This window comes from Streptomyces fradiae (assembly GCF_041270065.1).
In the GTDB taxonomy this organism is placed as follows: domain Bacteria; phylum Actinomycetota; class Actinomycetes; order Streptomycetales; family Streptomycetaceae; genus Streptomyces.
In genome coordinates this window covers 5,234,408-5,250,241 of sequence record NZ_CP065958.1, presented here as the reverse complement: position 1 = coordinate 5,250,241, position 15,834 = coordinate 5,234,408, and the positions used below count along the sequence as shown (strand labels likewise).

Annotated in this window: 18 protein-coding genes; 8 read left to right on the top strand and 10 right to left on the bottom strand. The window is 73.0% G+C overall.

Going from position 1 to position 15,834, the window contains the following annotated elements:
• Positions 1 to 139: 139 nt before the first annotated feature.
• The 3 genes from JAO84_RS24200 to JAO84_RS24190 are packed head-to-tail and all read left to right on the top strand — an operon-like array spanning position 140 to position 3,195.
• Positions 140 to 1,408: a magnesium transporter MgtE N-terminal domain-containing protein gene (locus JAO84_RS24200; RefSeq protein WP_370414737.1), complete on the top strand. Its 1,269-nt coding sequence runs from the start codon at positions 140 to 142 to the stop codon at positions 1,406 to 1,408.
• Positions 1,401 to 2,018 carry a DUF1003 domain-containing protein gene (locus JAO84_RS24195; protein ID WP_370414736.1) on the top strand — a complete coding sequence of 206 codons (618 nt, stop codon included), beginning with the start codon at positions 1,401 to 1,403 and terminating at the stop codon, positions 2,016 to 2,018. Before JAO84_RS24200 ends, JAO84_RS24195 begins: the two co-directional genes overlap by 8 nt.
• A 43-nt stretch (positions 2,019 to 2,061) precedes the next feature.
• A complete protein-coding gene (locus JAO84_RS24190) occupies positions 2,062 to 3,195 on the top strand; it encodes an Mrp/NBP35 family ATP-binding protein (protein WP_265866650.1) in 1,134 nt (377 codons plus the stop codon).
• Between the two features lie 74 nt (positions 3,196 to 3,269).
• On the opposite strand, the gene JAO84_RS24185 is transcribed toward JAO84_RS24190, so the two are convergent.
• The 5 genes from JAO84_RS24185 to sigE all read right to left on the bottom strand — a co-directional run bounded on the left by JAO84_RS24185 (position 3,270) and on the right by sigE (position 7,756).
• Positions 3,270 to 3,878, bottom strand: a complete 609-nt coding sequence (locus JAO84_RS24185; RefSeq protein ID WP_370414735.1) for a hypothetical protein — start codon at positions 3,876 to 3,878, stop codon at positions 3,270 to 3,272.
• A 119-nt stretch (positions 3,879 to 3,997) separates the two neighbouring features.
• Positions 3,998 to 4,453, bottom strand: coding sequence for a sec-independent translocase (locus JAO84_RS24180; RefSeq protein WP_265866653.1), 456 nt, complete (start codon positions 4,451 to 4,453; stop codon positions 3,998 to 4,000).
• 129 nt (positions 4,454 to 4,582) lie between these two features.
• Positions 4,583 to 6,184: a S1C family serine protease gene (locus JAO84_RS24175; protein ID WP_370414734.1), complete on the bottom strand. Its 1,602-nt coding sequence runs from the start codon at positions 6,182 to 6,184 to the stop codon at positions 4,583 to 4,585.
• 100 nt (positions 6,185 to 6,284) lie between these two features.
• Complete coding sequence (locus JAO84_RS24170; protein ID WP_370414733.1) at positions 6,285 to 7,001, bottom strand: zf-HC2 domain-containing protein; 717 nt, start codon at positions 6,999 to 7,001, stop codon at positions 6,285 to 6,287.
• Positions 6,998 to 7,756, bottom strand: a complete 759-nt coding sequence (sigE, locus tag JAO84_RS24165; RefSeq protein ID WP_265866656.1) for an RNA polymerase sigma factor SigE — start codon at positions 7,754 to 7,756, stop codon at positions 6,998 to 7,000. The genes JAO84_RS24170 and sigE overlap by 4 nt, the downstream gene beginning before the upstream one ends.
• 207 nt (positions 7,757 to 7,963) lie before the next feature.
• On the opposite strand from sigE, the gene JAO84_RS24160 reads away from it, so the two are divergent.
• Entirely contained in the window at positions 7,964 to 8,578 is a 615-nt protein-coding gene (locus tag JAO84_RS24160) for a class I SAM-dependent methyltransferase (RefSeq protein WP_265866657.1), read from the top strand.
• 123 nt (positions 8,579 to 8,701) lie between these two features.
• On the opposite strand, the gene JAO84_RS24155 is transcribed toward JAO84_RS24160, so the two are convergent.
• Positions 8,702 to 8,869 (bottom strand): DUF3117 domain-containing protein, encoded by a 168-nt coding sequence (locus JAO84_RS24155; protein ID WP_205628308.1) that lies wholly within the window; start codon positions 8,867 to 8,869, stop codon positions 8,702 to 8,704.
• A 267-nt stretch (positions 8,870 to 9,136) separates the two neighbouring features.
• Between JAO84_RS24155 and JAO84_RS24150 the strand changes: the two genes are divergently transcribed.
• Positions 9,137 to 9,940, top strand: coding sequence for an enoyl-CoA hydratase/isomerase family protein (locus JAO84_RS24150; protein WP_370414732.1), 804 nt, complete (start codon positions 9,137 to 9,139; stop codon positions 9,938 to 9,940).
• Here the strand turns inward: JAO84_RS24150 and JAO84_RS24145 are convergent.
• Both JAO84_RS24145 and JAO84_RS24140 read right to left on the bottom strand, forming a co-directional pair.
• A complete protein-coding gene (locus JAO84_RS24145) occupies positions 9,903 to 10,574 on the bottom strand; it encodes a DNA-3-methyladenine glycosylase I (protein ID WP_370414731.1) in 672 nt (223 codons plus the stop codon). The two genes, JAO84_RS24150 and JAO84_RS24145, sit on opposite strands and share 38 nt — an antisense overlap.
• Positions 10,571 to 10,927: a DivIVA domain-containing protein gene (locus JAO84_RS24140; RefSeq protein WP_370414730.1), complete on the bottom strand. Its 357-nt coding sequence runs from the start codon at positions 10,925 to 10,927 to the stop codon at positions 10,571 to 10,573. Before JAO84_RS24140 ends, JAO84_RS24145 begins: the two co-directional genes overlap by 4 nt.
• Before the next feature lie 116 nt (positions 10,928 to 11,043).
• Between JAO84_RS24140 and folP the strand changes: the two genes are divergently transcribed.
• Positions 11,044 to 11,904 (top strand): dihydropteroate synthase, encoded by an 861-nt coding sequence (folP, locus tag JAO84_RS24135; RefSeq protein WP_370414729.1) that lies wholly within the window; start codon positions 11,044 to 11,046, stop codon positions 11,902 to 11,904.
• A 54-nt stretch (positions 11,905 to 11,958) separates the two neighbouring features.
• Here the strand turns inward: folP and JAO84_RS24130 are convergent, their stop codons facing one another.
• Together JAO84_RS24130 and dapE are read right to left on the bottom strand one after the other, a co-directional pair.
• Complete coding sequence (locus JAO84_RS24130; RefSeq protein ID WP_265866661.1) at positions 11,959 to 12,708, bottom strand: TIGR00730 family Rossman fold protein; 750 nt, start codon at positions 12,706 to 12,708, stop codon at positions 11,959 to 11,961.
• A gap of 123 nt (positions 12,709 to 12,831) precedes the next feature.
• Complete coding sequence (gene dapE, locus JAO84_RS24125) at positions 12,832 to 13,974, bottom strand: succinyl-diaminopimelate desuccinylase (RefSeq protein ID WP_370414728.1); 1,143 nt, start codon at positions 13,972 to 13,974, stop codon at positions 12,832 to 12,834.
• Positions 13,975 to 14,012: 38 nt separating this feature from the next.
• Between dapE and JAO84_RS24120 the strand changes: the two genes are divergently transcribed.
• Both JAO84_RS24120 and JAO84_RS24115 read left to right on the top strand, forming a co-directional pair.
• The gene (locus JAO84_RS24120; RefSeq protein ID WP_370414727.1) at positions 14,013 to 14,942 is read left to right on the top strand and encodes a hypothetical protein; all 930 of its coding nucleotides are present in this window, start codon (positions 14,013 to 14,015) and stop codon (positions 14,940 to 14,942) included.
• Positions 14,943 to 15,416: 474 nt separating this feature from the next.
• Positions 15,417 to 15,791 (top strand): ATP-binding protein, encoded by a 375-nt coding sequence (locus tag JAO84_RS24115; protein ID WP_265866664.1) that lies wholly within the window; start codon positions 15,417 to 15,419, stop codon positions 15,789 to 15,791.
• The last annotated feature ends 43 nt before the right edge of the window (positions 15,792 to 15,834 follow it).

Here is a 15,834-nt window from a genome sequence, read left to right as displayed (position 1 = left end):
TCGGGTCACCGCCCCGCAGGCAGCCGGACGGGCGCTCTGCCGAAGCGGCACCGTCCGCCACGGGCTAGCCTGAACCCGGCAAGCGGGACGAGCGGTCACGGACCGGCCCGAATCGTGCGGCACGGAGGAGGCGCGTGGCATGGCGGCAGGCGCCCCCCGGGTCTTCGTCTCCCATCTGGCCGGCGTCCCGGTCTTCGACCCCGTCGGCGACCAGGTCGGCCGGGTCAGCGATCTGGTGGCCATGCTGCGGGTGGGCCGCCGCCCGCCCCGGCTGCTCGGCATGGTGGTCGAGGTGCTGTCCCGGCGCCGGGTCTTCGTGCCCATGACCCGGATCACCGGCGTCGAGTCCGGCCAGGTCATCACCACCGGCGTCGTCAACATGCGGCGCTTCGAACAGCGCCCCACCGAGCGCCTGGTCCTCGGCGAGCTGCTCGACCGGCGGGTGACGCTGGTCGAGAGCGGCGAGGAGGTCACCGTCCTCGACGTGGCGATCCAGCAGCTGCCGGCCCGACGCGACTGGGAGATCGACAAGGTCTTCGTACGGCGCGGCAAGGGCGGGGCGCTTCGCCGCAAGGGCGAGGCGCTGACCGTCGACTGGTCGGCCGTCACCGGCTTCTCCCTGGAGGAGCACGGGCAGGGCGCCGAGAACCTGGTCGCCACCTTCGAGAAGCTGCGCCCGGCCGACCTCGCCAACGCGCTGCACCACCTCTCCCCCAAGCGGCGCGCCGAGGTGGCCGCCGCCCTCGACGACGACCGGCTCGCGGACGTCCTGGAGGAGCTGCCGGAGGACGACCAGATCGAGATCCTGGGCAAGCTGAAGGAGGAGCGGGCCGCCGACGTCCTGGAGGCGATGGACCCGGACGACGCCGCCGACCTCCTGAACGAGCTGCCGGAGGACGAGAAGGAGCGGCTGCTCACCCTGATGCAGCCGGACGACGCGGCGGACGTGCGCCGGCTCATGGCGTACGAGGAGCGGACCGCGGGCGGTCTGATGACGACCGAGCCGATCGTGCTGCGCCCGGACGCGACGGTCGCCGACGCGCTCGCCCGCGTACGGCTGCAGGACCTCTCCCCCGCGCTCGCCGCGCAGGTGTACGTGTGCCGGCCTCCGGACGAGACCCCGACCGGCAAGTACCTGGGCACGGTGCACTTCCAGCGGCTGCTGCGGGATCCGCCGTTCACGCTGGTCAGCGCGCTGGTGGACAGCGATCTGCCGCCGCTCGGGCCGGCCACCCCGCTGCCGGCGGTGACCAGCTACTTCGCCGCGTACAACCTGGTGGCGGCGCCGGTGGTGGACGAGAGCGGTTCGCTGCTCGGCGCGGTGACCGTGGACGACGTGCTCGACCACCTGCTGCCGGACGACTGGCGCGAGACCGAGTTCCACGAGGAGGGGGTGGGCGGTGGCTGAGCGCGCGCAGGAGCGGGACCGCGAGCGCGACCGGGAACGGGGGGAGCGGGAGCGCGCGCTGCCCCGGATCCGGCTCGACCTGCCGCGCGAGCGGCGGACCCGGCTGCTGCCGGAGTACGACCCCGAGGCCTTCGGGCGCCTCTCGGAGCGGATCGCCCGCTTCCTGGGGACGGGCCGGTTCCTGGTCTGGATGACCCTGACGGTCGTCGTCTGGATCGGGTGGAACGTCTTCGCGCCGGCGCCGCTGAAGTTCGACGAGTACCCCTTCATCTTCCTGACGCTCGCCCTGTCCCTCCAGGCCTCGTACGCGGCGCCGCTGATCCTGCTCGCGCAGAACCGGCAGGACGACCGGGACCGGGTCAACCTGGAGCAGGACCGCAAGCAGAACGAGCGCTCGATCGCCGACACCGAGTACCTGACCCGGGAGATCGCGGCGCTGCGGATGGGTCTGGGCGAGGTGGCCACCCGCGACTGGATGCGCTCGGAGCTCCAGGACCTGCTGAAGGACCTGGAGCAGCGGGACGGGGACCGGCGCGACGACCGGCGGGACGACCGGCGGGATCTATTCCCGGACGGCGGTCCGCACGGGAGTGACGTACCCGACCGTTGACAGCCCTTTCATGAGCCGGTGGTCGTCGCCGTACCATCTCTCTATGGCTATGGAAGACGCGGTGCGCGAAGCACTGGCGACGGTGAACGACCCCGAGATCAACAAGCCGATCACCGAGCTCGGCATGGTGAAGTCGGTGGAGATCGGTGACGACGGCACGGTCGCCGTGACGGTCTACCTCACGGTCTCCGGCTGCCCTATGCGCGAGACGATCACCCAGCGCGTGACGGACGCCGTCTCCCGGGTCGAGGGCGTCACCGGCGTCGACGTCTCCCTGGACGTGATGAGCGACGAGCAGCGCAAGGAGCTCGCGGCGGCGCTGCGCGGCACCACCGCCGAGCGCGAGGTCCCGTTCGCCAAGCCGGGCTCGCTGACCCGGGTCTACGCGGTGGCGTCCGGCAAGGGCGGCGTCGGCAAGTCCTCGGTGACGGTCAACCTGGCGGCGGCGATGGCCGCCGACGGTCTGAAGGTCGGTGTCGTGGACGCCGACATCTACGGCCACAGCGTGCCGCGCATGCTGGGCGTGGACGGCAAGCCCACCCAGGTCGAGAACATGATCATGCCGCCGTCGGCGAACGGCGTGAAGGTCATCTCCATCGGCATGTTCACCCCGGGCAACGCGCCGGTGGTGTGGCGCGGCCCGATGCTGCACCGCGCGCTCCAGCAGTTCCTCGCGGACGTGTACTGGGGCGACCTGGACGTCCTGCTCCTCGACCTGCCGCCGGGCACCGGCGACATCGCGATCTCCGTGGCCCAGCTGGTGCCGAACGCGGAGATCCTGGTCGTCACCACCCCGCAGCAGGCAGCGGCCGAGGTCGCCGAGCGGGCCGGCGCGATCGCCGTGCAGACCCACCAGAAGATCGTCGGCGTGGTCGAGAACATGGCGGGCCTGCCGTGTCCGCACTGCGACGAGATGGTCGACGTGTTCGGCACGGGCGGCGGACAGAAGGTCGCCGACGGCCTGACCAAGACCACCGGCGCGACTGTCCCGGTGCTCGGCTCGATCCCGATCGACGTGCGCCTGCGCGAGGGCGGCGACGAGGGCAGGCCGGTCGTCCTGGCCGACCCCGACTCCCCGGCCGGCGCGGCCCTGCGCACCATCGCGGGCAAGCTGGGCGGCCGCCAGCGCGGTCTGTCGGGCATGAGCCTGGGCATCACGCCGCGGAACAAGTTCTGAGCGTGTGACGGTACGTACGCCGAAGGGCGCCCCGCGCGAGTCGCGGGGCGCCCTTCGGCGTTGCCGGGGCTCCGTCAGGCGTACGCGCCCAGGTCCTTGACCCGCGCGAACCCGAGCCCGTACGCGCTCATGCCCCGCCCGTACGCGCCGATGTGGACGCCGTCCGCCGAGCCGGCGAGGACCCAGCCGAACTCGGACTCGCGGTAGTGGAAGGGCACGGGGACGCCGTCCACGGGCAGCGAGAGCGCGGTCCAGGCGGGCCCGTCGAGGTCGTCGGCGAGTTCGAAGGCGGTCTCGGTCTGCTGGTCGAGCCAGTTGTCGCGCAGGGCGTGGTCGAGCTGCGCGGGCCAGGTGTGGGCCAGGAGGCCCGAGCCGGCCAGCCAGGCCGCCGAGGAGACCGTGGTGGCGTCCAGGACGCCGGTGCCGTCGCCGGTGCGGCGCACGGGGTTGGCGGCGACCGTCACGACGACCGCGAAGCGCTCCTTCTCCGTACCCGCCCCGCCGGCCTCGGACTTTATCGACGGCTCGTCACCGTGGCCCATGGAGCCGTGCTGCACGGTGCCGTCCGCCGCCGTGCCGATCTGCATCAGCCGGCGCGGTCCGGTGAACGCCTCGTCGAGCCCGTACCAGGCGAAGGGTGCGCGCAGAAAGCCGTCGGCTTCCACCCGACTCGTCGTCTTCATCTCGGCCGCCTCCTCGTTCAGTCAACAGAGGGAGGATAGCCACCGCTGCGGGGTGGTTCGGTGACAGGGCGTCGTCGGCGCCGGTGGGACGGCGCGTCAGGCGCCCGTCGACTCGCCCGTCAGGTCGCGTCGTAGTCGTACGGCGGACGCTCGGCGTTGTCCGGCTTGTCCTGCTTCTTCAGGAGGTCCGGCTTGCCGCTGGTGACCGCGGGAGCGGACGAGGAAGACGAGGAGGAGGGCTGGGACTCGCGGCCGTGGACCGCGTCGGCGACCTCGTTCATCTCCTTCTTGAGGTCGAAGGTCGAGCGGAGCTCGTTGAGCTCCTTGAAGTCCTCGTTCTCCGCGAGCTGCTTGCGGATGAAGTTCTTGGGGTTGAGGTCCTCGAACTCGAAGTCCTTGAACTCCGGGCCGAGCTCGCTGCGGATGTCCGCCTTGGCGCTGTCGGAGAACTCGCGGACCTTGCGGATGAACCGGGAGACGTCCTGGATCACCTTCGGCAGCTTGTCGGGTCCGAAGATGAGCACGGCGAGCACCACGAGCGTCACCAGCTCGAGTGCGCCTATGTCGCTGAACACCCTGTAGCTCCTTCTCGCCGGTCCCGGGCGGCCCGCTCCACGGTACCCGCCGAAACTGTCCGGCGGGTACAGCGTGGTGTCCTCCACATGGCCACTGGGCGGTCCCTCGGCTGCCCTCAGGTGCCGGTCTCAGGTGCCGGTGGAGGAGCCCAGGGTCAAGGTCTTTGTCTGCTCTTTGCCGTTACGGGTCAGGGTCAGCTTCAGCTTGTCGCCGGGGCGGTGCGAGCGGATCTTCACGATCAGCTCCTCGCCGCTGTGGACGCGCTGGCCGTCGACCTTGGTGATGACGTCGCCGGGGCGGATGCCGGCCTTGTCGGCGGGGCCGCCGGCGGTGACCGAGGGGGTGTTGCCCTTGCCCTTGTCACCGACCCGGGCGCCGTCGCCGGTGTAGGCCATGTCGAGGCTGACGCCGATGACCGGGTGGGTGGCCTTGCCGGTGTTGATGAGCTCCTCGGCGACCCGCTTGCCCTGGTTGATGGGGATGGCGAAGCCGAGGCCGATGGAGCCGGACTGGCCGCCGCCCTCGCCGCCGGAGCCGCCGCCGGCGGCCCGGATGGCGCTGTTGATGCCGATGACCCGGCCCTGTCCGTCGACCAGCGGGCCGCCGGAGTTGCCGGGGTTTATCGGCGCGTCGGTCTGGAGGGCGTCGACATAGCTGACGTCGCTGCCGTCGCCCTTCTCGCCGCCCGCGGTGATGGGCCGCTCCTTGGCGCTGATGATGCCGGAGGTGACCGTGTTGGAGAGGTCGAAGGGGGCGCCGATGGCGACGACCGGGTCGCCGACGCGGACGCTGTCGGAGTTGCCGAGCGCGAGCGGCTTGAGGCCGGAGACGCCGCGGACCTGGATCACGGCGAGGTCGTAGCCGCTGTCGCGGCCGATGAGCTTGGCGCGGGCGGTCTCGCCGTTGCTGAAGGTGACGGAGATCTCGCCGGAGGAGGCCGCCGCGTCCACCACGTGGTTGTTGGTGAGGATGTGGCCGCGGGTGTCGAGCACGAAGCCGGTGCCGGTGCCGGAGGAGCCGCTGCCGCTGACGTGGATGGTGACGACGCTGGGCAGGGCGCTGGCGGCGATCCCGGCGACGCTGCCGGGGGCGCGGGCGGTGTCGCCGGGGCCGGCCTGCGGGAGTTCGACGGTGCTGAGGCCGCCGTTGCGCTCGACGTACGCGCCGACGCCGCCGCCGACCACACCGGTGACGAGCGCGAAGGCGAGCGCGCCGACCAGCGCGAGGCCGCGCCGGGGCTTGCGGGGCGCCTTGCCCTCGACCGCGAGCGGCTGGGCGCCCCACGGGTCGTACGCGGGCACGGGCGCCGGCGCCGCCATGGGGGGCGCGGGCGCGGGCGCGGGCGCGGGCGCCGGCATCGGCGCGGGCGGCTGGACCGGGGGCGCGGGCGCCCACGGGCCCGGCTCGCCGTAGGGCGGCGTCCGGTACGGGTCGGGGGCGTGCAGCGGCTGCTGCGGCGCCGGCGCCTGAGCGGGTGCCGGAGCCGATACGGGCTCGGGCGCGGGCGCGGCTTCCGGCGCGGGCCCGGTCTCCTGGACCGGTACCGGTACGGGTACGGGTACGGGCTCAGGCGCCGGCTCGGCGGCCGGTTCCGAGGCCGGGGCGGCCGGCGGTACCGCCGGAGCCGCGAGGGTGAAGTCGGCGTCGTCCGCCCCTTCGGGCGGTGCGGCGGGGGCCGTCGGTGTGGTGGTCGACGGCCGGCTCCACCAAGTCGGCTTCCCGTTCTTCATGCTCTCCCCGCAACAAAGCCCTGTCCGCGCCGCCCGTGTCGCCGGGCGGCGCGCCCCTGCCCCCTGGATTCAACCAGGTTGGATTCAACCAGGTCGCGGGTCAGGGGTGGGAGGGCCCGGGGGTGGGGGTCGGCGTCGGGGAGCCGGTGGGCAGCCCCGGCGCGTAGGACAGCCGGAGTGCCGGGCTCATCGGGCGGACGAACGGGGCCAGTTCGAGGCGGGCCGGGATGACCGTCGGAGGCGCGGCCTCCGGGGTCGCCTCGCGGCGCGAGCCGGAGGCGAAGGTCGAGGGCGCCCGCAGCGGGGTGATGTTGCTGCCGGTGCCCTGGCCGCCGCGCGGGGCGTCGATCGACAGGGTGCTGCTCAGCGCGATCGCGGCGAACGAGACCGCGCTGGCAGCGGCGAAGGCGAAGCGCCGTCCCCGCCCGGCGGACCGGTCGCCGACCGCGTGGATGGGGAAGCCGCTGTCGGGGGTGACGGGCCGCGCGGTGGCGAAGCCGTCGGCGCGCACGCCGCCGCCCCGCAGCAGGTCGTCGAAGGGTCCCCCCTGGTCAGGCGGTCCCCCCGGCAGCCCCTGGAGCCGCGCGAGCAGCCCCTCTGAGGGGGCGGGGGGCGCGGAGGAGGCGAAGACGCTCTTCAGGGTGCGCTGGGCGTCGGCCTCGGCCTTGCAGCGCGCGCAGGTGGCGAGATGGGCGAGGACCCGCTCGCGGGCGTCATGACCGAGCTCGCCGTCGACGAGCGCGGCGAGCCGGTCCCCGAGATGGTGTTCCGCGAGTCGCTGCTCCTCGGGGGTCGCGGACGGACGGGTACCGCTCACGCTGTTCCGCCCTCCCATCCGACGGCGGCGAGGGCCCGCTCCGCGCGCGCCTCGGGCGAGCGGTGCTTGAGCGCCTTGCGCAGGTGGGAGCGGCCGCGGTGGATGCGGCTGCGGACGGTGCCGAGCTTCACGCCGAGGGTCGCGGCGATCTCCTCGTACGACAGGCCCTCGATGTCGCAGAGCACGACCGCGGCCCGGAACTCGGGCGCGAGGGTGTCCAGGGCCTGCTGCACGTCGGCGTCGAAGTGGGTGTCGTTGAACGCCTGCTGCGGGGACGGCTCGCGGCTCGGCAGCCGCTCGGCGGCGTCGTCGGCGAGCGCGTCGAAGCGGATCCGCTGCTTGCGGCGGACCATGTCCAGGAACAGGTTGGTGGTGATCCGGTGCAGCCAGCCCTCGAAGGTGCCGGGCGTGTACGACGACAGCGAGCGGAAGACCCGGACGAAGACCTCCTGGGTGAGGTCCTCGGCGTCGTGCTGGTTTCCGGTCAGGCGGTAGGCGAGCCGGTAGACCCGGGCGCTGTGCGTGCTGACGATCTCCTCCCAGCTGGGCGGAGTCCACGCCTGCGATTCCGCATCCGATGCGAAGGTCGCGGTGGTGGGTGCGGTAGCAGTGCGGCGGATGGTGTCAGCGGTGTCGGTCACGGATTTCGGCTCACCCGCCGACCCGAGAAGGCGCCGCAGCACTCCTCTCCGATCCACAGGCGCAGCCGCACCTCCCCTGTCGGCTCTGGTGGTGTCCAGTGGAGCCCCTACCATAGCCACCTCGCCCGTTAGCTCCGGATAAGAATCTTTACGCGAATTTGGGACGGGCTCGTGTCGCCGTCCCGCTCGCTTCCCGTCAGTAGGAACGCGCGGTCCCATCTGCGGGTTCCCGCGCGCAGCGGATACAGTCGACGCCTGAGTCGACCACGACGTCCAAGACGGGGACAGGAGAGGGCCATTACCGCCAACCGGCAGACGAGTTTGGCGTTCGCCGACGCCTATGTCGCCGAGGACGAAGCGCTGCGCTGGGCCCGCGACCGGGCCCGGGAGGCGGGGCTCCCCTCGGTGTCTTCGGGCACCGGCGCCGCCCTGCGCCTGCTGGCCGCGACGGCGGACGCCAAGGCGGTGGCGGAGATCGGCACGGGCACCGGGGTCTCCGGGATCTATCTGCTCCTCGGGATGCGCCCGGACGGGGTGCTGACCACGGTCGACGTCGAGCCGGAGCGCCAGGCGCACGCGAAGGCGGCGTTCCGCGCGGCGGGTTTCGCGGGCAACCGGGCCCGGTTCATCCCCGGCCGCGCGCTCGACGTGCTGCCGCGGCTCGCGGACGGCGGATACGACCTCGTCTTCTGCGACGGCGACCGTCTTGAGCTGCTCGACTACCTCGCTGAATCGTTGCGCCTGCTGCGCCCGGGCGGTCTGGTCTGCTTCGAGGGCGTCTTCGCGGACGGCCGTACGGTGGACTCGGCGGCCCAGCCGGCCGAGGTGCAGCGGATACGGGAACTGCTGCGGACGGTGCGCGAGAGCCGTGAGCTGCTGCCCACGCTGCTGCCGGTGGGCGACGGCCTGCTGTGCGCGGTCCGCCGCGGCGCCTGAGCCTGAGCGGCGGCCTTCAAGCCCCCCGGACGGCCGCGGCCCCGTACCGACCCCCGACACACCACTGCCCCGGTGCGGTGGGTACCGTACCGGGGCAGAAGCGGGAAAAACGCTACGGGGGCGTCAGCCGACGACGTCCTTCAGGGCGTCGCCGAGTGCCTTCGCCTCGTCCGGGGTCAGCTCGACGACGAGCCGGCCGCCGCCTTCGAGCGGAACGCGCATGACGATGCCCCGCCCCTCCTTGGTCACCTCGAGCGGGCCGTCACCCGTCCGCGGCTTCATGGCCGCCATGCTCGTTCCCCTTCCGCAAAACCAGCTCATCGTCAGCATCGAACACGATTGCTTCCCGGTCATTATCCCGCATCACAGGACCCGATGACCAACATCAGCAGGCATCGCTTCCGCAACGCGCTTTCACAAAGCCGCATATTTCGCCGATCCACCTGCGATACTTCGCCGCCGTCTTTGACACAGCTCACATGTGCGGACCGGGCGATCACCCCGTGATCTCCGCCATGCTGAGCTGCGTCAGAGACGCGAAGACGCGAAGGGATCCCGATGGCCGACACGGTGCTGTACGAAGTGAGCGACGGACTCGCCACCATCACGATCAACCGCCCCGAGGCGATGAACGCGATGAACGTGGCGGCCAAGGTCGCCCTGCGCGACGCGGCCGAGGCGGCCGCCGCCGACCCGGCGGTCCGGGCGGTGCTGCTCACGGCGGCCGGCGACCGCGCGTTCTGCGTGGGCCAGGACCTCAAGGAGCACGTGGGCCTGCTCCTGCAGGACAAGGAGTCCGGCACGCAGCACACCATGAACACGGTGCGCGACCACTACAACCCGATCACGAAGGCGCTCGCCGGGATGGCCAAGCCGGTCGTCGCGGCCGTGAACGGCGTCGCGGCCGGCGCGGGCTTCGGCTTCGCGCTCGCGGCGGACTACCGGATCGTCGCCGAGCACGCCTCCTTCAACACCTCCTTCGCCGGCGTGGCGCTCACCGCCGACTCGGGCATGTCGTGGACGCTGCCCCGGCTGATCGGCCAGAGCCGCGCCGCCGACCTGCTGCTCTTCCCCCGCTCGATCAGCGCCCAGGAGGCGTACGAGCTGGGCATCGTGAACAGGCTGGTGCCGGGCGAGTCGCTCGCCGAGGAGGCCGGGAAGCTGGCCCGCAGCCTCGCCGAGGGCCCGACCGTCGCCTACGCGGCCCTGAAGGAGTCCATGGCCTACGGCGCCGACCACTCGCTCGCCGAGGCCCTGGAGAAGGAGGACGAGCTCCAGACGAAGGCCGGCGCCTCGGCGGATCACACCATCGCGGTGCAGGCCTTCATCGCGAAGGAGAAGCCGAAGTACCTCGGCCGGTAGGACCGTCGGCAGGCCCGTCGGCAGGCCCGGCCTTCCGTACGGCCGGGCGCCCGGCGCCGCGCGCGACGCAGCCCTCGACATGGTCGTCGACCAGGCCGCAGGCCTGCATCAGCGCGTACGCCGTGGTCGGGCCGATGAAGCGCAGACCGCGCTTCTTCAGGTCCTTCGACAGGGCCGTGGACTCGTCCGTGACCGCCGGGACCTCGGAGATCACGGCCGGGGCCGGGCGGGTCGCCGGGTCCGGCGCGTACGACCAGATCAGCGTGTCGAGCTCGCCGGCGTCCCAGCCGGCGAGCACCTTCGCGTTGGCGAGGGTGGCGTCGATCTTGGCGCGGTTGCGGATGATGCCCTCGTCGGCGAGCAGCCGCTCCCGGTCGGCGTCGGTGAACCGGGCCACCTCGGCGATCCGGAAGCCCGCGAAGGCCTTCCGGAAGCCCTCCCGGCGGCGCAGGATCGTGATCCACGACAGGCCGGACTGGAAGGCCTCCAGGCAGAGCCGCTCGAAGAGCGCGTCGTCGCCGTGGACCGGGCGGCCCCACTCCTCGTCGTGGTACGCCACGTAGTCCTCGGTGGACAGGCCCCAGGGGCAGCGCAGCAGGCCGTCGGGCCCGGGGATCGCCGTGCCCTCGCTCACGCGCCCTCGCCTCCCTCGCCCTCCGTACCGCCCTGCTCGCCGCCCTGCGCGCCGCGCGAGCGGGCCCCGGCGAGCGCGGCCTCGAGCTCGGCGATCCGGGCGTCCCGCTCGGCGAGCTCGGCGCCGAGCCGACCGAGGACGTCGTCGACGTCCGCCATCCGATAGCCCCGGGGGGCGACCGGCAGGCGCAGCGCCTCGACGTCGGCCTGGTCGGCCGGGCGGCTCGCGGGCAGCGGATCGACCAGCTGCTGCGGCGCCGCCTCGGGCAGCACCTCGCTGTCGCCGCCCCCGACCACCGCCAGGGTGACCGCCGCGACGACCACGACCATCGTGATCAGCAGAAACCAGAACACCTGCGCGCCTTTCCCCGAGCGTGTTTCCCCGCGTGGAAAACGTCCGGTGCCGATCGTGCCATGCGCCACCGACGGTTAGGGTCGCAGGCGAACGGACGCGAGGGAGGACAAAAGGGATGCTCCGCTTGGGACGGCGTGAATTCGGGCCGCACGAGCCGGTGATCATGGCGATCGTGAACCGGACCCCGGACTCCTTCTACGACCAGGGGGCCACCTTCCGGGACGAGCCTGCGCTCGCGCGGGTCGAGCAGGCCGTGGCCGAGGGCGCGGCGATCATCGACATCGGCGGGGTCAAGGCGGGCCCCGGCGAGGAGGTCACGGCCGAGGAGGAGGCGCGGCGCACGGTCGGCTTCGTGGCCGAGGTGCGGCGCCGGCACCCGGACGTGGTGATCAGCGTGGACACCTGGCGGGCGGACGTCGGCGAGGCGGTCTGCGAGGCCGGCGCGGACCTCCTGAACGACGCGTGGGGCGGGGTCGACCCGCGGCTCGCGGAGGTGGCGGCGAAGTACGGCGCGGGCCTGGTGTGCACGCACGCGGGCGGCGCGGAGCCGCGGACCCGGCCGCACCGGGTCGCGTACGAGGACGTGATGGCCGACATCCTGCGGGTCACGGTCGGGCTCGCGGAGCGGGCCGTGGCGCTGGGCGTGCGGCGCGACGGGATCATGATCGACCCGGGCCACGACTTCGGGAAGAACACCCGGCACAGCCTGGAGGCGACCCGCCGGCTCGGCGAGATGACGGAGACCGGCTGGCCGGTGCTCGTCTCGCTGTCCAACAAGGACTTCGTCGGCGAGACGCTGGACCGGCCGGTGAAGGAGCGGGTGCTCGGCACTCTGGCGACGACGGCGGTGTCGGCGTGGCTGGGGGCGCGGGTGTACCGGGTGCACGAGGTGGCGGAGACGCGGCAGGTGCTCGACATGGTGGCGACCATCGCGGGGCACCGGGAGCCTGCGGTGGCCCGGCGGGGGCTGGCGTAGGCGGGCGGGCCAAGGGGCGCCACAGAGGCGCCCCCGCTCAGAACCGTACGGGCCCTAGCGCCCGACCTCCTTGCTCACCAGCGCCACCGCCTCGTCCACGTCGTCCGTGACGTGGAAGAGCAGCAGGTCCTGCTCGGACGCCTTGCCGCCGGCGACGACGGAGTCGCGCAGCCAGTCGACGAGCCCGCCCCAGTACTCCGTACCGAAGAGCACGATCGGGAAGCGGGTGACCTTGCGGGTCTGGACGAGGGTGAGCGCCTCGAAGAGCTCGTCGAGGGTGCCGAGTCCGCCGGGCAGGACCACGAAGCCCTGCGCGTACTTCACGAACATCGTCTTGCGGACGAAGAAGTAGCGGAAGTTCACGCCGATGTCGACGTGCGGGTTGAGGCCCTGCTCGAAGGGCAGCTCGATACCGAGGCCGACCGAGATGCCCTTGGCCTCCCGGGCGCCGCGGTTGGCGGCCTCCATGGCGCCGGGGCCGCCGCCGGTGATCACCGCGAAGCCGGCCTCGACGAGGGCGCGGCCGAGCCGGACGCCCGCCGCGTACTCGGGCGAGTCCGGCTTGGTGCGGGCCGAGCCGAACACGCTGATGGCGCTGGGCAGTTCGGCGAGCGCGCCGAAGCCCTCGACGAACTCGGACTGGATCCGCATGACCCGCCAGGGGTCGGTGTGCACCCACTCCGAGTCGCCCTCGGTGTCGAGCAGCCGCTGGTCCGTGGTGCCGGCCTGCACCTGGTCACGGCGCCTGATCACCGGTCCCAGCCGCTGTTCCTCGAGCTTCTTCGGCTCTTCGGGTACGCCCATGGCCTGCTCCTCTCACCGTTCCACTGATCGACGTTCCATCGATCGACCGGCGTTGATCTTCCGGTCCGGTCAGGGTAGGTCCACGGAGGTGACGAAAAGCGGAATTACGGGAATCATCGGGAATCATTCCGTCAGCCAGTCGCGGAGCCGCGCCTCGCAGTGGTGGATCCTCTCGACGTGCACGTGCTCGTCGCGCTTGTGCGCGTAGAGCGGGTCGCCCGGCCCGTAGTTGACGGCGGGGACGCCGAGCGCGCTGAAGCGGGCGACGTCGGTCCAGCCGAACTTGGGCATGGCGCTGCCGCCGACCGCCTTCATGAAGGCCGCGGCGGCCGGGTGGGAGAGACCGGGCAGCGCGCCCGGGCTCTCGTCGTCGACCTCGATCGACGTGACGCCGCAGTCCGCGAAGACCTCGTGGACGTGGGCGAGGGCCTGGGCGATCGAGAGGTCGGGGGCGAAGCGGTAGTTGACGGTGACCACGCACTCGTCGGGGATGACGTTGGTGGCGACGCCGCCCTCGATGCCGACCGCGTTGAGGCCCTCGTGGTACTCCAGGCCGTCGATGACCGGCTTGCGCGGCTCGTACGCGGCGAGCCGGGCCAGGATCGGGGCGGCGGCGTGGATGGCGTTGGCGCCCATCCAGGAGCGCGCGGAGTGGGCCCGCTCACCGGCCGTGTGCAGCTTGACCCGCAGCGTGCCCTGGCAGCCGCCCTCGACCTGCCCGAAGGAGGGCTCCAGGAGCACGGCGAAGTCGCCGGCGAGCCAGTCGGGGTGCGCGTCGGCGATCTTGCCGAGGCCGTTGAGGTGGGCGGCGACCTCCTCGTTGTCGTAGAAGACGAAGGTGAGGTCGCGGTTGGGCGCGGGGACGGTGGCGGCGATCCGCAGCTGGACGGCGACGCCCGACTTCATGTCGGAGGTGCCGCAGCCCCACAGGACGCCGTCCTGATCGAGCCGGGAGGGCACGTTGTCGGCGATCGGCACGGTGTCGATGTGTCCGGCGAGGACGACGCGCTCGGGGTGGCCGAGGTTGGTGCGGGCCACCACGTTGTTGCCGTGGCGGTCGACGGTGAGGTGGGGCAGGCCGCGCAGGGCGCGCTCGATCGCGTCGGCGAGCGGCTGCTCGGTTCCGCTGACGGAGGGGATGTCGACCAGGGCGGCGGTCAGCGCGGCGCCGTCGAGCGAGAGGTCCAGCGAGGGCGCCGGAGCGGGGGCCGTCGAAGGGGCCGTCGAGGGGGCCTGAGCGGGTTCCGAAGCAGCGGTGTCAGCCATGTGTCGACCCTAACGCGGCCTCCAGTACGGTGGGGCGCGTGTCCGAGCCCACCCGCCCCTCCCGTCCCGCCCGCCACGGCCGCGCCGTCCGGTTCACGGCGGGCCTCGCCGTGCTCCTCGGCCTGGTCGCGTACGTGACGGTGCACTACGTCACGGGCAGCAAGGGTGCGCCCCGGTGCACCATCGGAAGCGGGTCGAACCGGTACGAATTCACCCCGGAGCAGGCGTCGAACGCCGCGACGATCGCGGCCGTGGGCACCGGCCGGGGGCTCCCGGAGCGCGCGGTCACGATCGCGCTCGCGACCGCGCTGCAGGAATCGGGGCTGCGGAACATCGAGCACGGCGACCGCGACTCGCTCGGGCTGTTCCAGCAGCGCCCGTCGATGGGCTGGGGCACGCCGGAGCAGATCCTCGACCCCGTGTACTCGTCGGGGAAGTTCTACGAAGGTCTGGAGAAGGTTCCGGGCTATTCGCGGCTGCCGCTGACGGTGGCGGCGCAGAAGGTGCAGCGCAGCGGTTTCCCGCAGGCGTACGCGAAGCACGAGCCGGACGCCACGCTCCTCTCGGCGGCCCTCACCGGCCGCGCCCCGGCCGCGCTCGCCTGCACGGCGGACGTCCAGGAGGGCCGCCCCGGCGATCCCTCCCGGGTCCGCGCCGAGCTGATTCGCGCCTTCGGCGAGGAGACCGCCCCCAAGGGCGTCACTGCGGGCGCCGGCGCCGCGGGTGCAGCCGCGGCCGTCCCGCCGGCCGTGGAGCTCTCCGTCCCGGTCCGCCCCACCGGCGCCCAGCGCGACCAGCGCGGCTGGGAACTCGCCCAGTGGGCGGTCGCCCGCGCCGACGACCTCCGCATCGCGGAGGTCTCCTACGGCGACCGCACCTGGATCGCGGACGACGCCTCGGGCGACTGGACCCCGGCCGGCTCCCGCTCCACGGACGGCTCGACGGTCCGGCTCCGCCTGGCCCGCTGACCCGCCGAAGGCAGCCGGGGCCGCTGACGCCGGGCCCCGGTCCGGCGCAGGGCCCGTCGGCCGACGCCTGGCAGGCGCCCCGGGCCACGCCACGGGCGCGGTCTGCCGGTGCCTCCCGGCAAGCCCGCTACCGGCACGCCGGCCGCTCGGAAGGAAGCGGGCACCCGACACCCCGCACCGCACCTGCTCCCCCATCGCTCGCCCGTACGACCGGTCCCCCGGACGTGTCATGCGGTCGGCGCGGCGCCGAGTGCTTGAGCGAGCCGCCCCCGACCCCCACCCCGCCTCTGCAAGATCCTTGCGGTGCAAGGGGAGTGACGGTTCAGCAGCTACGTCCGTCCGGCCACCTTCGTCCGGTTTCCTCCCCGCCCGACAATCGTACGCATTACCCAGTCTTTACCTTCGGCGTCCGCAACCTCCCCCGCCCCGGGGCCGGTTGTCACCGCGTACACGTCCTCTCGTCGAAGGAGCACCATGTCCCTCCCCCTGACCCGTCGGATCGCCCGCGCCGCCCTGATCGTCGCGGCCGGAGCAGCCCCCGTGGTCGCGGCGGCCGGCACCGCGAGCGCCGCGGAACCGTCGCTCGCGCCGGCCGGCGCGCTGACGGGTCTGACCTCCCTGGACAAGGCCGGTGCCGAGGGCGCCCTCGGCACCGCGACCGAGACCGCGACCGGCGTCGCGAACAAGGTGCCCGCCGCGCAGAAGGTCACCGGCGCCACCGGCCAGGCGACCGACACCGTCGGCCAGACCACGGGCGCCGTCACCGAGAAGGCCGAGGCCCCGACGGGCGGCGCGCTCGGCGGCCTGCCCACCGGCCAGCTGATGGGCGGCCTGCCGATCGGCGGCTGACCCCGGCCACGGGCGCACCGTCGCCGCACACCCGAAGGCCCCG

Excerpts from the sequence above, each read along its gene's own strand:
- JAO84_RS24150 (WP_370414732.1), top strand. The coding sequence starts at position 9,137 with ATGGCCGACACGGTGCTGTACGAAGTGAGCGACGGACTCGCCACCATC.
- dapE (WP_370414728.1), bottom strand. The coding sequence starts at position 13,974 with ATGGCTGACACCGCTGCTTCGGAACCCGCTCAGGCCCCCTCGACGGCC.
- JAO84_RS24155 (WP_205628308.1), bottom strand. The coding sequence starts at position 8,869 with ATGGCGGCCATGAAGCCGCGGACGGGTGACGGCCCGCTCGAGGTGACC.
- JAO84_RS24200 (WP_370414737.1), top strand. The coding sequence starts at position 140 with ATGGCGGCAGGCGCCCCCCGGGTCTTCGTCTCCCATCTGGCCGGCGTC.
- JAO84_RS24175 (WP_370414734.1), bottom strand. The coding sequence starts at position 6,184 with ATGAAGAACGGGAAGCCGACTTGGTGGAGCCGGCCGTCGACCACCACA.
- JAO84_RS24115 (WP_265866664.1), top strand. The coding sequence starts at position 15,417 with ATGTCCCTCCCCCTGACCCGTCGGATCGCCCGCGCCGCCCTGATCGTC.
- JAO84_RS24190 (WP_265866650.1), top strand. The coding sequence starts at position 2,062 with ATGGCTATGGAAGACGCGGTGCGCGAAGCACTGGCGACGGTGAACGAC.
- JAO84_RS24130 (WP_265866661.1), bottom strand. The coding sequence starts at position 12,708 with ATGGGCGTACCCGAAGAGCCGAAGAAGCTCGAGGAACAGCGGCTGGGA.
- folP (WP_370414729.1), top strand. The coding sequence starts at position 11,044 with ATGCTCCGCTTGGGACGGCGTGAATTCGGGCCGCACGAGCCGGTGATC.
- JAO84_RS24185 (WP_370414735.1), bottom strand. The coding sequence starts at position 3,878 with ATGAAGACGACGAGTCGGGTGGAAGCCGACGGCTTTCTGCGCGCACCC.
- sigE (WP_265866656.1), bottom strand. The coding sequence starts at position 7,756 with ATGGTAGGGGCTCCACTGGACACCACCAGAGCCGACAGGGGAGGTGCG.